Source organism: Halomicrobium katesii DSM 19301, assembly GCF_000379085.1.
GTDB lineage: Archaea > Halobacteriota > Halobacteria > Halobacteriales > Haloarculaceae > Halomicrobium > Halomicrobium katesii.
The window spans coordinates 1,856,633-1,870,274 of sequence record NZ_KB905378.1 but is presented as its reverse complement, the minus strand read 5'-3'; the positions used below and the strand labels follow the sequence as shown (position 1 = coordinate 1,870,274).

The window sequence follows — 13,642 nt, the reverse complement described above, 5'->3', positions numbered from 1 at the left end:
GAGGCGTATAAGCGCTGTCGGCGATCAGAAGTCGGCCAGCGTCGACTGGAGTCCCGCGACCATGTCGGATTTGCGCCGGAGCGTCCCCAGCGACACCGGGAGCTGTTCGGTGACGGCGGTCACGGCGTCGCGGAAGCTCTCGGCGACGGCGGGCTGGTCCTGATAGGCGGCGTCGCCGTCGGATTCGTTCGTCTCGCGAGCGACGCCCTCCTCGAAGGCGTTTCGGACGCCCTCGCGGACCTGCCAGACCCCGACCGGGGCCCAGTAGTCGTCGGTGACTTCCCGCAGGACGAGACACTTCGCCTGGCGATCTCGCTCCTGGAGGTGTTCGAGCACGCCCAGCCGCGAGGCGTAGTACGCGCCGGCAGTCTCCTCGACGTAGCCGGTGCGGCCCTCGTAGCCCTCGTTGGCGCTGGCGAGGTAGTGGGTCTGGCCGGTCGGGTTCCAGACGCTCTCGGGAGCTTTCATCTCGACGAGTTCGAACTCCCACTGGCCCGGAGCCATGAGGACCCAGTAGCGGTTCCCCATGTACTCGTTGTACCAGACCTCCGTCTGATCGATGGTGTTGCAGTTCTGGATCGTGCCCCGGAGATACTGCCCGACCGTGTCGTCGACGGCGGTGATCGACCACCGCGTCGGGACGAGTGTGCGCTGACGGCGCTGGCCCAGCGCGCCCGCCGAGAGGATCGTGTTGACCTCGTACACGTCGAATCCGCGGCGGTAGAGGTAGTTCATCGCGCCCTCTGCCTGCCAGTCGTCGTCCTCCAGGGTCTTCTCGACGGCGCGAGGGACGTGTGGGTTCTCCGCGAGGTCAGCGTTCGTGGCCCGAGCGCGTGGTCCCGTCGGCGTCCCGATGTCGTCGAAGCTCACGTCCAGGTCCGGCGTGCCGTCGAGTCCGACCTCCACGTCGACGGGGTGGTCGGCGATCGCGACCTCGCGCTGCGTGCCGACGAAGCCGTCCCACACGTCCGATACGTCGACGTTCGCCGAGCGCGTGGAGTTGAGCATCCCGGTCCGTCGCTGGAGCACGTCGTCGATCCCCAGCCCGTCCCGGTACCACTGGCCGCTGGTGGCGAACTGCCCGGCGTCGGCGTCGGACGCCATCGGCGAGAGCACGCCCGTCGACACGTCGGGATAGCCCGACCGGCCGACGAAGATCTCCGGCGCGGTCGAACCAAAGAGCGCGTCGCCCTGAACGGTCTCCTCGAACTGCCGTTCGACGTCCTCGAGGTGGTTCGTGATCTCGTAGGACTTCTCCTCGGCGAGGCGACGCCGCTCGGCGGCCTCGTCGCGGTCGAACCCCTCGATGAACTCGTCGAGACGCATCGAGAGACCGTTGGACGCTCGGCGATAAAACAGTGACTCTCTTGGCGAGCACGCCGACCGACGGCCGACGACCTCACGCGTACTGATCGTAGAAGTAGAGCCCGACCGCGACGAGCAGCGCGAACGAGCCGACGGTGTCGATCAAGAGCATCCGCGGGACGACCTCGAACCCAGCGAGACCCTGATAGGCGATCGACAGCCCGGCGATGCCGAGTGTCGCCACCAGCGCGACCGCGACGGGCTCCGTCTCGCGGGCGCGACTGATCCGCCGAGTGCCGACGCCACAGGCCAGTAACACGAGCACGCCGATGAGGAGATCCGAGAGCGGCCCGGCGAAGGGGTTCGTCGTCGAGAGATCCGTGACGAACAGCGCCACGTAGACGAGCAACGCACCGACGACGATCTGTCGCTGGCGCTGTGAGCGGATCGCGAAGATGTCTGTCATCGTCGGGCAATGGACTGGGGGAAAGATAACAGTGACGAGCACGAGGCGGTGCCAGCCGGCGGCGTTCCGGACACCGGCGTCCCGCTGGTCGGCGGCCTGACGGGTCCGCCGTCGCGCCCGATCGGGACAGAACGCAACGTATACCAGAGTGGCACCGACAGTGGCGTCTGTGCCCTCCAACACAGACAGCGACGGTCCGCGAGACGTATCCGCCGTCGTGCGTCGATACCGACGGCTCGAACGACCGATCAGCGCCGGCGTCGCCGTCCTCGTCGGACTCGTCGCGGCCGTCGCGATCACCACGCTCCCGCTGGTGGTCGGCCTCGCGGTCGCCCTCGCCGTGTTCGTCGCCGTCCGCGTCCCCATCTTCGAGACCGGCGGGACGACAACGCTGTCGACCCAGCAGCGTCCCGACGAGGTGCGTGCGGCCTTCGAGAGTGCCAGCCCGCCGCCGCTGGTCTTTCAGTGGGAGCTGGCCGACGAGGTCGAGCGGGCGGACGGAGGCTGGTCCTACGAGATATCGTATCTCCTGGGACTGCGGTCGGTCCGGCTACACGTCGAGACCCGCCCCGGCGACGACGCCGACCTCGAACTGGTGGTCACCGTCGGCGACGATTCGTGGGGGACCTACCGCGTCGACATCGAGGCCCGCGACGACGAGACGATCGTCGTGATCGACACGACCTCGGATCGCAGATTCGGCCTCCGACGGCTGCCACAGTGGTTCGTGGGCCAGCGATACCGGGTGGCGGCACTGTCCGCACAGGGCTACACCGTCGTCGAGCAGGACACGCGACTGACGCTCTAGCGCCGCTCGACGACCCGGTCGATCGTCAGTCGCTCGTAGCCCAGTCCCTCGTGGACCCCGAGCTCCAGGCGTTGACGAGGTAGTGGGCGACGACGACCACGAGCAGGCTGTCGGTGAGGACGAACCCGGCCGCCAGCGCCAGCCCGAGTCCGCCGGTGACGAGCATGCCGACTCGCCCCTGCGCGCCGTGAGCGGCACCGAAGACGACCGACGAGACGACCGCGAGCAGCCACGGCGAGAGAGAGAACCCCGCGGCCAGCGCGCTAGACGAGACCGTGACCGTCGAGAGCGTTGGCGACCAACGGGCGACGGGGTCAGCCAGCTCTACGTGAAAGACCGCGTCAGATCGAAGGTCTCGCCGTACCACAAGATCTGTGGGGAAGAGTACGTGCGTTTCGACGACGGTGAGTCGATGACCGTCAAGTTCGACCTCATACCCACGATCTAGCAACCATTATTTGACCGGACGGCGAGAAGCACGTTGGGCCCGACACCTTCGAACCGACCGTCAGCGAGGACACTGTCCGGCTCGAAGTCGCAGAGATGGTTGTTTATAATCAATTATAGACGCTGTTTTATACAAATATCAGAAATATATTTATATATACTATAACTTCGTGAAGATTTTCACCACCTCAGAGTGGCGAAATCGGTTACAGATTTACAGCCGGTAGTATCACAACACAGCCTCTGCCTCTTCTTGGTCTTCCGGATACGACCATGAATCCGCACCTGTATCAATATTCACCCCGAGCGGAGGATATGTAAGAACAACACTTTCTAAGAAATTAAGACCGGCATTCCCAAATACACTCCAGGTGTGTTCGTATGTTCCTGCGATTCTGCCCGGTGCCCTATCCGGGAAGTTTTGTTTGTTCAGAGTGAATCGGAGGCTTCCAACAATTTTTTCCGGATGCTGGAAGCTCAAATCGTTATCACTTACTTTTATTCCAACTGCTGAGGCACCATCACTGCCGATAGGGTTGTCTTCAGGTTCTTCAGTCTTTATCTCTTCAACATCTCCAGATGTGCTATACCCCTGGCAACTATGTTCGATGGAATCACTACCATCTAATCCAAATTGGCTGTCCTCCCATCCAATAACTACTCCATCTTTGGGTGGTGCTCCGTCAATGTCTACTTTTTCTTGGACGCTCTTGCTCAAGCTAGCGAAAAGACTCCGTTGTATGGAAAGCATCCCGTCTCCTGCTATCAGCTGTGACCAAACAACCAGCATTCGGCGGGATGCTTCAGCAACTTGTATCGCTTGGCGCTTTGGAGTTTCGGCCCGAGCCGCTCGACGCCATCGTCGAGCGGCGTCTCAAGACCATCTGGGAACAGGCACCCTGTCCTGATTGTGGCGCGACAACCATCCGAACCTACGACGATCTCGACCGTATCTGGTGCCGTGGCTGCGGCTTCATGAGTACCTACACGCTCGGTACACCGTTCTACGACGCGGAACTCGCCCCCGGCGAGTTCCTCGTCGCCTTCGTCCTCTACGCTGATTCGTTGCTCAGCATCAATCAAATTGCTTCCCTACTTGATCGGGCGTACAACACGATTCACTCGGCGATTCGTGACGTGGAAGCCGCGTTCCAGCGCGGCTTCCCCGTCGTCTGGGATCGCATCGATCACACTCTCGACGGGCCAACGCAGGTCGATGAAACCCAGCAGGTCTGCTCTGGGTACAAGGGACGCGACCCACCGCGGGACGGTCTGTCCCGCGGCGGGTCGCCAGAGGGCGGTCGCACACGCTGGAGCGGTGAGCAGGGTGATGAACTGACGCTCGTCGCGGCCTGCCGCGACGTGCTTCGCGTGGTTTCTGCTGAGGAAGGAACGAAGTTCAAGGACGAACTCAAGCCAGTGATCGAAGAAGCTGAAGACCTCTCCCAGCGACTGGGAGAGGTCTGGACGGATGAGTACCCGCCGTATCAACAGATGGAGCACGACCACAGAACGGTGGTTCACGACGAAGCATACGTCTCAGATGCGGGNGTTCACACCAACCAAGCTGAGNGTCTCTGGTCGTTGTTGCAACCGTGGATCGAGAAATTCCGCGGCCTGTCCAAGCAGGGCTTGGAACAGGCCGCTCGTACCTACGGCTTCCTGCGGTCATTGAATCTCGCTGGCGCACCAATCCACGGACTCGTTGACTGCTTCGCTGCCGATATTTTTCGCTAGTCTGCGTAAGAGCGAGACCGTTTTATCGCAAGACGGAAGCTGAATACGCAACGATACTGTCTTAGCAGCCACTAGATTGTTTATCGTTGTCTCTGGCTCCGCCTCGATGGATAACGATCCGTGAACGGCAACAAGATTTAAATACTGGTTTTGCCCGTCCTGTGGCAAAGCGATTTACCGTCTCGCGGCCGACCCACGGCCATGGAGCAGGTGTTCGCGCCGTGGCGGATCGAGTGGGTCGAACGGGAGGAGAAGAACCCGGACGTCGACTGCGTGTTCTGTGCGTTGCCCGAGCGCGACGACGACCGGGAGCACAGAGTCGTCGCCCGCAACGACCACGCCTACGTGTTGCTGAACAACGCGCCGTACAGTCCCGGCCACCTCATGGTCATCCCCTACCAGCACACGGGCGACTATCGAGCCCTCTCGGAGGAGGTGTTGCTCGCGCACGGGCGACTGAAACAGCGGACGTTCGACGCCCTGGCGGCGTCGCTCGACCCGGACGCCTTCAACGCCGGGCTGAACCTCGGTGGGGGACCCGCGGGCGGCTCGATCGAGGACCACCTCCACACCCACGTCGTCCCCCGCTGGGAGGGAGACACGAACTTCATGCCGGTGATCAGCGACACGCAGGTGATCGTCGAGGGTCTCGAAGACACGTACGACCGCGTTCACGAAGGGTTCGCGGCCCAGGACGACGCCACGGTCGTCGACGACGACACCGCCGTCGCGTTCGGGTCCGAACGTGGCTCGAACTGTCGGGAGCGATAATGTCATGATCGTCGGGCGGTGAGCACTGCAATAGGCGGAGTCTTCGAGTGATCATTCAGTTGGCTGGTGACCTCACCTACGCGGGCTATCTCCTGGTGTTCGCTGTGACAACACTGGCCTGCTTCGTGAGCATCGACCGGGTCCGACAGCTCGAAGAGCCGGGCACGCGGCGTGGACTGACGGCGCTGCTCCTGGCCAGCGGCGGCTGGGCGCTCTCGTATCTGGGCTACTTCCTCGCGCCCGATCCCCGGCTCAAAACCGCGTTCTACGTCGCCGGCCTCGTCGTCGGCCTCGCGACGGTCGGTGCGTGGCTCTACTTCTGCTCGGCTTTCACCGGTCGGACGCTGCATCGCAGCACCGGTCTACGACGCGCGGCCGTCGCGATCTTCCTCGCGATCGTCGCGGTGAAAGTCACGAACTATCACGGCCTGTACTTCACAACCCGGACAGCGACGGAACCATTCCCGCACATGGCGGTGACACACGAGCCGCTGCACTGGGCCGTCGTCGGACTCTGCTACGCGCTGACGGCCGTCGGATACTTCATGCTCTTCGAGCGGCTCCGACAGGTCAGTTACAAGACGTGGCCTTTCGGCCTCCTCGTCGCGGTGACGGGGGCACCGTTCGCACTGAACTTCGTCGGCCACGCGACCCCGCTGCTCGCCGACGTGAGCCACGAACCGCTCGGTGTCGCGGTCTTCGCCGTCGGCGTCTCCTTTGTCTTCCACGAGCGGTTTCAGGCGATCGGGCTCGCGGAGGGAGACGACAAGCCCATTCTCATCGTGAACGAACGCGATCAGCTCCGCGAGTACAACGCGGCGGCGGCCGACCTCTTTCCCGCGCTCACCCGGCCGGACGTGATCGGGAAACCGCTGTGGAGCGTCGTTCCGTCCGTCGCCGAGGCGCTCGACTCCGAGTCGGGCGTGTTGTCCGTTCGTGACGGCGAGGAAACCCGATACTACCAGCTCACCGAGAGCCCGTTCGCGGCCGGACGGTCACCGGTCGGTCGGCTCGTGCTCTTTACCGACATCACGGAGCGCGAACGCGACCGACGCGAACTCCAGCGCCAGAACGAGCGCCTCGAAGAGTTCGCCAGCGTCGTCTCTCACGACCTCCGGAACCCCTTACAGGTGTTGCGTGGCGCGTTCGAGGGGGCTCGCGAGACCGGCGATCCCTCGCACTTCGACCGCGGGGAGCGAGCGCTCGACCGGATGGAGACGCTCATCGACGACGTGCTCTCGCTCGCCCGGCAGGGCCAGCCCATCGACGAGACCGAACCGATCTCGCTCGCGTCGCTCGCGTCGTCGTGCTGGGAGGTCATCGAGGCCGCCGACGCCGATCTCGTCGTCGAAACCGGTCTCGATCTCGTCGCCGATCCCGACCGCTTCCGTCAGCTCTTGGAGAACCTCTTTCGGAACGCGGTCGAACACGGCGGTGACGACGTGACCGTTCGAGTCGGTCGACTACCGGACGGCAACGGATTCTACGTCGCAGACGACGGTCCCGGCATCCCGGTCGACGACCGCGAGGCGGTGTTCGAGTCGGGCTACTCGACGACCGACGGGGGGACCGGCTTCGGACTGGCGATCGTCAGCGAGATCGTCGACGCCCACGGCTGGGAGATCACGGTGTCGGGGCGAGCGGCCGACGACGCCCCCGACGGACACACGGACTCGGAATCCGGTTCGGGAACGGCCACCGGTGCCTCCTTCGAGATCACTGGGATCAGTTCTCCAGACGGCGTCGACGCGAGCGAAGCGGCTTAGTCACCCCCGGCGCAACGACGACGTGATGTCACGTCGGGACGTACTCCGCCGGGTCGGTCTCGTCATCTTGGGCGCGAATCTCGCCCTCGCGCTCCTGAAGGGCGTCGTCTGGGCAGAGACTGGGAGCCTCGCCGTCGGTTCGGAGGCGGTCAACAGCCTCGCCGACACCGCCTACAGCCTCGTCATCGTCGCCGGGCTCTACCTGACGACACAGCCGCCGGACTTCGAGCACCCCCACGGCCACGAGCGGATCGAGCCGTTCGTCTCGCTGTTCGTCGCCGTCGGGATCTTCGCTGCCGGTGGGATCATCCTCTGGCAGGCCGCCAGCTCGCTGCTGTCGGGCGATGTCGGCGTGAGTCGTGGCCCCGCCGCCGTCGGCGTCCTCGTCTTCTCCGGCGTGCTGAAGTACGCCCTGTATCGGTACTGTCTGTCCGCCGGCCGGGACCACAGCTCTCCCGCGCTGGTCGCGACGGCACTGGACAACCGCAACGACATTCTCACGGCAGCCGCAGCGCTCGTCGGCGTCGTCGGCGCGACGCTTGGCTACCCGCTCCTGGACCCGATCGCCGCGATGGTCGTCTCCGTGGGCATCATCTACACCGGCGTCGAGGTCGTCCGGGACAACCTCGACTACCTCGTCGGCGCGGCCCCGCCCGAGGAGCTGCGGGCGGAGATCGTCCGCCGCGCGCTCGAACAGGACGACGTGGAGGGTGCCCACGACGTGATCGCCCACTACGTCGGCCCGGAGATCGACGTGAGCCTCCACGTCGAGGTCGAGGGCGACAAGACGCTGTTCGAGGCCCACGACATCGAGACCGCCGTCATCGAGGCGATCCAGGAACTGCCGGAGGTCGACGACGTGTTCGTCCACGTCGACCCCAAGGAACTGGGCGAGTGGAAATCCGACGCCGACGTGGACCGCCTCGTCGGCTAAGCGCCGGTAAACGCGTACAGCACGGTCAGCAGTCCGGTGATCCGACACGTCTGGGCGATCAGCTCCGCCTCGGCGGTCGTCGCCAGCGAGAGGAGGACGAGGGGCTGTTTCAGCACGAACGGAATCGTCGTCAACAGCAGGATGCCGACGGCCAGCGACAGCATCGCACGGCTGGCGTTGCGCCGGTAGCCCCGGTAGGCCTGGTAGGCGACGAAGCCGCCCACGACCGCCGTCAGGAGCGCGGTCACCGTCGTCACTGCCAGCGACATCTGGAGGAGTTCACTCACGGCTACTCGCCCCCCGCTGTCGGCAGTGGTGTCGTGTGTCGAGTCATCGCTGTGTGCGGTAGATGACGAACAGGATCAGACCGAGCCCGCTCAGTCTGGTCAGGTCCGTGACGATCCGGATCGTCTCCGTGCTGGCCCCCGTCGTGTTGCCCAGGATCAGATTCACCACGAGCGGCACGCCGCTCAACAGCAGGATCCCGGCAGCCATGCCCAGCAGCGCCGAGTCGTGGGTGCGCCGGTAGCTCTGGACGCCCTTGATCAGGATGATGATCGAGAGGGCGACCGAGAGGACGAACCCCAGGAAGAACAGCAAGACGAGCAGCTGTCCCGGCGAGGCCGTCGACTGGAGCGGCGTCGACCCGCTCGCGGCGTGTGTCGCCAGTGGTTCGGTCGTCATTTGAGCCCCTCGAACAGTTCGGTGAAGCGGTCGGCCGCGTCGGGTTCGCGGCGTTCGATGTCGATGCTGTACTCCCCGTCCGCCAGATCGACCGTGACGCGGGACAGCTGGGCCCGGAACACGTCGTAGTGGTGACCCTGGGGATCGAGCTGTTGCTGGGCGACGACGAGGTCCTGCTCGCGCAGCCGTTCGAGCCGGCGGTACACGGTCGGCGGCGAGGCGTCACAGGCGTCGGCCAGTTCCTCTGCCGACATCGGTTCCGTGCTCGTCGCGGCGAGGATCTCCCGTGCGTACTCGTCGTCGAGGAGTTCGGCGACGGTCTCGATCCCTGGCTCCTCGCTCATCGGTCACGTCGGCGTGGCGAGTGACGGGGCGGTTCCAGACACGGTTCATATCCGTGATCGACGGGGGAGTATAAAAAACGGACCGGCACACTTTCACGCCGGGAAGCTGTGGGGGGTGGTATTTTTATTCGGGGGCCAAAGGCGAAAACGGAATGACTACGCCATCGAAGTCGCCGAACGTGCCCCGCAGGACGACCGATACGCCTTCTGCCCGACGCTCTCTGCCCGTCGCCGGAGGTGCCCGATGAAACGGCTCCGCTCGCTGTGTCTCGTCGGGTTGCTCGTCGTCGGGACCGTCGCGCTCGCCGTCGGTCCCGTCACGGGTGCCAGCACCGGCGTCGTCTCGATCAGTACGACGACGACGCCGGACCGACCCGCGCCGGGCGACACCGTGACGATCAGTACGACCGTCTCGAATCCGGAGGCAGGAAGCTCCAACTTCCAGTTGCGCTCGGTCGAAGTGCGCGAGACGACCGCCGACAACAGCACGCTGTACAACTCGACCGACGAGTCGAGCACGATCGAGCCCGGCGAGTCGACGACGCGGGACCTCGGGGCCGACATCGAGGAGAGCGGCCAACAGCAGTTCGTCCTCCACGTCCAGGTCCTCTCTGGTGGTGACGTGATCAACTTCGAGCGCAACGTGACCGTCACCGCCGGCGAGACCGACCCCGCGCTGTCGCTGTCCGGCGGCGATATCGGTGCCGACGGTGACGCGACCTTCGACCTCTCTGTTTCGAACGCTCGCACGGAACCCATCCGAGCCGTTACGGTCGACGTGTCCGCGGGAGACATCCAGTTCGACGAGGATCGACACGTCGTCTCACAGCTCGACTCGGGCGCGGAGACGACGCTACAGCTCCCTGCGAGTAACGTCGAGCCCGGCGAGAAGACGGTCGAGGCGGCGGTCACGTACACGACCAACGACGGCGAGTTCAAGAGCGTCACGCGCGAACTGACGACGACGGCCGACAGCGCCGAGAACCCCGGTGAGGTCTCGCTGAGCGGCATCGACGTGTCGGGTGCCGACGGCGAGTTGCAGATCTCCGGGCAGGCCAACAACGCCGGTGAGACGAACGTCTCGGGCGTCACCGTCACCGTCGAGGACGGTCCGTACAGCCTCGGCGAGGCCCAGTCCAGCGCGTTCGTCGGCAGGCTCGACGCCAGCACCTCCAGTGACTTCCAGCTCGGTGCGACGGTACCCGACGACACGACGACCGCCACGATCCCACTGACGGTCGCGTACCGTCTCGACGGCCAGGAGGTGACGCGAACGGTGACCGTTCAGGAAGACTTCAGCGCGAGCGGCAAGGTCAATCTCACCGGCGTCCGCATCGAACAGACCGGCAGTCGGCTCACCGTCCGGGGCAGCGCTAGTAACCTCGGAACGAGCAACGTCTCCGCCGTGATAGTCTCGGTCGGCCAGAACGAACTGATCCGGCCGGCCCAGTCCCAGTCGAGTTACTTCGCCGGCAACGTGGCCCAGAGCGAGTTCAAGTCCTTCCAGGTCGACGCTCGGTTGACCGACGACACCAACGAGACCGTCTCGGTTCCGGTCGAGGTCAGCTATCGCGTCAACGGCCAGCGCATCGACACGACGACGACCGTCCCGTACACGCCGCGGGCGACCGGACCCGCCGCCGAGCAATCCCAGCGGGACTCCTCGGTCCCGATCGTGTTGATCGGTGGCGTCGTGCTCGTCGTGGTGGCCGGCGGGCTCGGATACCGACGATACCGATGAGCGTCATCAGCGCCACCGACGCGGTGAAGATCTACGAGTCCGGCGACAAGACGCTGCGTGCGCTCGACGGCGTCTCCGTCGACGTGAACGCCGGTGAGTTCGCGTCCGTCGTCGGCCCCAGCGGGAGCGGGAAGTCGACGCTGCTGAACCTGCTGGGCCTGCTCGACGAGCCCTCCGAGGGCAGCGTCACCGTCGACGGGACGGCACTGTCGACGCTCTCGAAGCGCGAACGGACGGACCTCAGACGCGAGACCGTCGGGTTCATCTTCCAGAGCTTCTACCTGGTGCCGACGCTGACCGCGCGCCAGAACGTCGCCGTCCCCGGACTCGTCCGCGACGATCGGTCGGATCTGCAGGCGCGGGCCGACGAACTGCTCGAACGCGTCGGGCTGGGCGACCGACTCGACCACTACCCAAACGAGCTGTCCGGCGGGCAGAAACAGCGCGTGGCCGTCGCGCGGTCGCTGATCAACGATCCCGACATCCTGCTGGCCGACGAGCCCACGGGGAACCTCGACCAGGACACCGGCGCGCAGGTACTGGACGTGTTCGGCGAGATCACCGACGAGGGCGTCGCGATCCTCACCGTCACCCACGACGAGCAGGTGACCGACTTCGCCGACCGGACGATCAGGCTCGTCGACGGGAGGTTAGACGATGATTGACAGTCCGCTCGCGCGGTTCTCGCCGTTCCTGGCGTTCGCCCGGAACAACCTCTCGCGGGCACGCGCTCGGACGATCCTCGCGATGGCGGGGATCACGATCGGCGTGGTCGCGATCGCCTCGCTGGGGATGTTCGGAGCCACGCTCGAACAGTCGTTTCTCGACACGTCCGACGACGCGATCCGGACCGTCGCCGTCGGTCCCGGCGAAGACTCGGAGTTCGGGCTGCTCCATCGGGAACAGGTCGCCGAGATCGAACGCTACGCCGGTAACGGCGATGTCTACACGCTCACCCGCGGCCGGGGGGAAGTGACTGGATTACAGGAGACGACGAGCGCCTCGCTGGTGTCGCTCTCCGATCCCGAGGTGTTCGTCACCGCGGAATCGGGCCAGATCCCGCAGAACTGGCGCTCTGGTGTCGCGATCGGGAACGAACTGGCGGAGACGCTCGGCGTCCAACCCGGGGACAGCGTGCAGGTCGACGGCGAGAGCCGGCGCGTCGTCGCCGTGCTGGCAGAGTCGAGTCGCGCCTCGTTCGTCTCGACGGGCGATGCCGTCGTCCTGCCACCGGGCGAATTCGGTGACGGCGCGTCGCAGGTCCTCATCCGAGGGGAGACGCCCCAGCAGGCGTTCGCAATCAGCGATCGGATCGACGAGAACCTCAACAGCGACCGCCGGACCCGTTACAGCGTCTTCGACGCCGAGTCCGCCCTCGAACAGTTCAACCAGCAGATCGGCCTCATCCGGACGTTCCTGCTCGCTGTCGGCGGGATCTCGCTGCTGGTCGCGTCCGTGAGCATCCTCAACGTGATGCTCATGAGCACGATCGAGCGCAAAGAGGAGATCGGCGTCCTCCGGGCGGTCGGCTACCACCGACTCGACATCGTCAAGCTGATGCTGTACGAAGCGGCGCTGCTGGGCGTCGTCGGCTCGATCTTCGGCGTGCTCATCAGCGTCGGCCTGGGGATGGTGATGAACGCGCAGCTGCTCTCGGATCCCCTCGCCTTCTCCGGGCAGGCTCTGCAGTACACAGTGCTTGGCTTCCTCTTCGGGACGGGTGCCAGCTTCCTCAGCGGCCTCTATCCGGCCTGGAAAGCGGCCAACGCCCGGCCGGTCGAGGCACTCCGGGACTGATCTGTCGCCGGTGTGGGATCCGTGATTCCGGCGCGACGACTCGGGACGCGTCCGGCGGTAACTATTTCCGGTGCGGTGTCGGAACTGTTGGCGATGGACGTGTCTCTCGCCACGCTACTCGTCCGGCCGAGAGCGGCGTTCGAGGCGGCCGGCGAGCGGCTCTCGCTGGTCCAGCCGCTCGTCCTCGTGTTCCTGGTCGGCGCGAGCAGTATCGCGACTGCGTTCCCGGTCTACGTCGCCCTGCAACGGCGGCTCTCGTCCGACATCGCGACCGTCGAGTTCGTCATCGGTTCCCAGACCGCGCGGCTGCCGATCTGGTTCGCCATCGGCACCGTGGGCGGGATCCTCGTCGTCCTCGTCGGCTGGGTCGTGACGACGGTACTGCTGCACGGGGCCGCGCGTCTCGCGGGTGGCAGGGGACGGTTCAGGCGGCTGTTGGCCTTCGTCGGCTGGTCTCACGCCCCCTACGTCGTCGTCTACCCGCTCGTCGCGCTCGTCGCGGCCTGGCAGCTGTCGACGACGCCCGGTGCGACGCTGAACAGCGTCCTCCACGGGACTAGCGGCGTCGAGGGGACGATGGTGACGTTCAACGGCCGGGGACTGATCGACGTGAGTTCGATCTCCTCGGTGGCAGTGACGCTGTGGATCGGCTACGTCTGGACCGGCGCGCTCGACGCGACCTACGACCTCTCGCGGCGTCGGGCGACGGCAGTCGCCGCAGTCGCGACGGTCGTGATGCTAGTGGCGATACAGCTACCCGGCTAGAGCGACGCGTCGAAAGCACAGAGACTCTCGGAAACGGCGCTGTTGGCGACCGCTCGCCTCGACAGCTATATTGCCAC

General features: G+C 65.3%; 15 protein-coding genes and 1 pseudogene. 9 read left to right on the top strand and 7 right to left on the bottom strand.

The features are described from left to right. Nucleotides 1-24 precede the first annotated feature (24 nt). On the bottom strand, nt 25-1,326 hold the full coding sequence (nreA, locus tag HALKA_RS0109945; protein WP_018257843.1) for a DNA repair protein NreA: 1,302 nt from the start codon (nt 1,324-1,326) through the stop codon (nt 25-27). 73 nt (nt 1,327-1,399) lie between these two features. Continuing rightward, nucleotides 1,400-1,771, bottom strand: a complete 372-nt coding sequence (locus HALKA_RS0109940) for a hypothetical protein (protein WP_018257842.1) — start codon at nt 1,769-1,771, stop codon at nt 1,400-1,402. A 169-nt stretch (nt 1,772-1,940) separates the two neighbouring features. Between HALKA_RS0109940 and HALKA_RS0109935 the strand changes: the two genes are divergently transcribed. Then, nucleotides 1,941-2,579 carry a hypothetical protein gene (locus HALKA_RS0109935; RefSeq protein WP_018257841.1) on the top strand — a complete coding sequence of 213 codons (639 nt, stop codon included), beginning with the start codon at nt 1,941-1,943 and terminating at the stop codon, nt 2,577-2,579. Here HALKA_RS0109935 and HALKA_RS22255 read toward each other — a convergent pair. Together HALKA_RS22255 and HALKA_RS20970 are read right to left on the bottom strand one after the other, a co-directional pair. Beyond that, nucleotides 2,576-2,841: pseudogene (locus tag HALKA_RS22255) on the bottom strand (CPBP family intramembrane glutamic endopeptidase); the annotation flags it as partial. The gene HALKA_RS0109935 and the pseudogene HALKA_RS22255 sit on opposite strands and share 4 nt — an antisense overlap. 414 nt (nt 2,842-3,255) lie before the next feature. Continuing rightward, on the bottom strand, nt 3,256-3,744 hold the full coding sequence (locus tag HALKA_RS20970) for a hypothetical protein (RefSeq protein WP_155119395.1): 489 nt from the start codon (nt 3,742-3,744) through the stop codon (nt 3,256-3,258). Nucleotides 3,745-3,824: 80 nt separating this feature from the next. Between HALKA_RS20970 and HALKA_RS0109920 the strand changes: the two genes are divergently transcribed. From HALKA_RS0109920 to HALKA_RS0109905, 4 genes are all read left to right on the top strand, one after another. Then, nucleotides 3,825-4,763, top strand: coding sequence for an IS1595 family transposase (locus HALKA_RS0109920; protein WP_018257839.1), 939 nt, complete (start codon nt 3,825-3,827; stop codon nt 4,761-4,763). Nucleotides 4,764-4,964: 201 nt separating this feature from the next. Next, nucleotides 4,965-5,534, top strand: a complete 570-nt coding sequence (locus HALKA_RS0109915; protein ID WP_018257838.1) for an HIT family protein — start codon at nt 4,965-4,967, stop codon at nt 5,532-5,534. Nucleotides 5,535-5,581: 47 nt separating this feature from the next. Continuing rightward, nucleotides 5,582-7,300, top strand: coding sequence for a sensor histidine kinase (locus HALKA_RS0109910; protein ID WP_018257837.1), 1,719 nt, complete (start codon nt 5,582-5,584; stop codon nt 7,298-7,300). A gap of 25 nt (nt 7,301-7,325) precedes the next feature. Further along, nucleotides 7,326-8,234, top strand: coding sequence for a cation diffusion facilitator family transporter (locus HALKA_RS0109905; RefSeq protein WP_018257836.1), 909 nt, complete (start codon nt 7,326-7,328; stop codon nt 8,232-8,234). Here the strand turns inward: HALKA_RS0109905 and HALKA_RS0109900 are convergent. The 3 genes from HALKA_RS0109900 to HALKA_RS0109890 are packed head-to-tail and all read right to left on the bottom strand — an operon-like array spanning nt 8,231 to nt 9,262. After that, complete coding sequence (locus HALKA_RS0109900) at nt 8,231-8,521, bottom strand: DUF7521 family protein (protein WP_018257835.1); 291 nt, start codon at nt 8,519-8,521, stop codon at nt 8,231-8,233. The genes HALKA_RS0109905 and HALKA_RS0109900 overlap by 4 nt on opposite strands. 43 nt (nt 8,522-8,564) lie before the next feature. Beyond that, the gene (locus HALKA_RS0109895; RefSeq protein ID WP_018257834.1) at nt 8,565-8,918 is read right to left on the bottom strand and encodes a hypothetical protein; all 354 of its coding nucleotides are present in this window, start codon (nt 8,916-8,918) and stop codon (nt 8,565-8,567) included. Further along, nucleotides 8,915-9,262, bottom strand: a complete 348-nt coding sequence (locus HALKA_RS0109890) for an ArsR/SmtB family transcription factor (protein ID WP_015762476.1) — start codon at nt 9,260-9,262, stop codon at nt 8,915-8,917. The genes HALKA_RS0109895 and HALKA_RS0109890 overlap by 4 nt, the downstream gene beginning before the upstream one ends. A 244-nt stretch (nt 9,263-9,506) precedes the next feature. Here HALKA_RS0109890 and HALKA_RS0109885 point away from each other — a divergent pair, with 244 nt between their 5' ends. From HALKA_RS0109885 to HALKA_RS0109870, 4 genes are all read left to right on the top strand, one after another. After that, on the top strand, nt 9,507-11,003 hold the full coding sequence (locus tag HALKA_RS0109885) for a COG1361 family protein (RefSeq protein ID WP_018257833.1): 1,497 nt from the start codon (nt 9,507-9,509) through the stop codon (nt 11,001-11,003). Next, nucleotides 11,000-11,668, top strand: coding sequence for an ABC transporter ATP-binding protein (locus tag HALKA_RS0109880; RefSeq protein WP_015762478.1), 669 nt, complete (start codon nt 11,000-11,002; stop codon nt 11,666-11,668). The genes HALKA_RS0109885 and HALKA_RS0109880 overlap by 4 nt, the downstream gene beginning before the upstream one ends. Continuing rightward, entirely contained in the window at nt 11,661-12,800 is a 1,140-nt protein-coding gene (locus HALKA_RS0109875; RefSeq protein ID WP_018257832.1) for an ABC transporter permease, read from the top strand. The genes HALKA_RS0109880 and HALKA_RS0109875 overlap by 8 nt, the downstream gene beginning before the upstream one ends. Before the next feature lie 93 nt (nt 12,801-12,893). Further along, nucleotides 12,894-13,565, top strand: coding sequence for a YIP1 family protein (locus HALKA_RS0109870; protein ID WP_018257831.1), 672 nt, complete (start codon nt 12,894-12,896; stop codon nt 13,563-13,565). Nucleotides 13,566-13,642 lie beyond the last annotated feature (77 nt).

Excerpts from the sequence above, each read along its gene's own strand:
- nreA (WP_018257843.1), bottom strand. The coding sequence starts at position 1,326 with ATGCGTCTCGACGAGTTCATCGAGGGGTTCGACCGCGACGAGGCCGCC.
- HALKA_RS0109940 (WP_018257842.1), bottom strand. The coding sequence starts at position 1,771 with ATGACAGACATCTTCGCGATCCGCTCACAGCGCCAGCGACAGATCGTC.
- HALKA_RS0109915 (WP_018257838.1), top strand. The coding sequence starts at position 4,965 with ATGGAGCAGGTGTTCGCGCCGTGGCGGATCGAGTGGGTCGAACGGGAG.
- HALKA_RS0109905 (WP_018257836.1), top strand. The coding sequence starts at position 7,326 with ATGTCACGTCGGGACGTACTCCGCCGGGTCGGTCTCGTCATCTTGGGC.
- HALKA_RS0109895 (WP_018257834.1), bottom strand. The coding sequence starts at position 8,918 with ATGACGACCGAACCACTGGCGACACACGCCGCGAGCGGGTCGACGCCG.
- HALKA_RS0109890 (WP_015762476.1), bottom strand. The coding sequence starts at position 9,262 with ATGAGCGAGGAGCCAGGGATCGAGACCGTCGCCGAACTCCTCGACGAC.
- HALKA_RS0109885 (WP_018257833.1), top strand. The coding sequence starts at position 9,507 with ATGAAACGGCTCCGCTCGCTGTGTCTCGTCGGGTTGCTCGTCGTCGGG.
- HALKA_RS0109880 (WP_015762478.1), top strand. The coding sequence starts at position 11,000 with ATGAGCGTCATCAGCGCCACCGACGCGGTGAAGATCTACGAGTCCGGC.
- HALKA_RS0109875 (WP_018257832.1), top strand. The coding sequence starts at position 11,661 with ATGATTGACAGTCCGCTCGCGCGGTTCTCGCCGTTCCTGGCGTTCGCC.
- HALKA_RS0109870 (WP_018257831.1), top strand. The coding sequence starts at position 12,894 with ATGGACGTGTCTCTCGCCACGCTACTCGTCCGGCCGAGAGCGGCGTTC.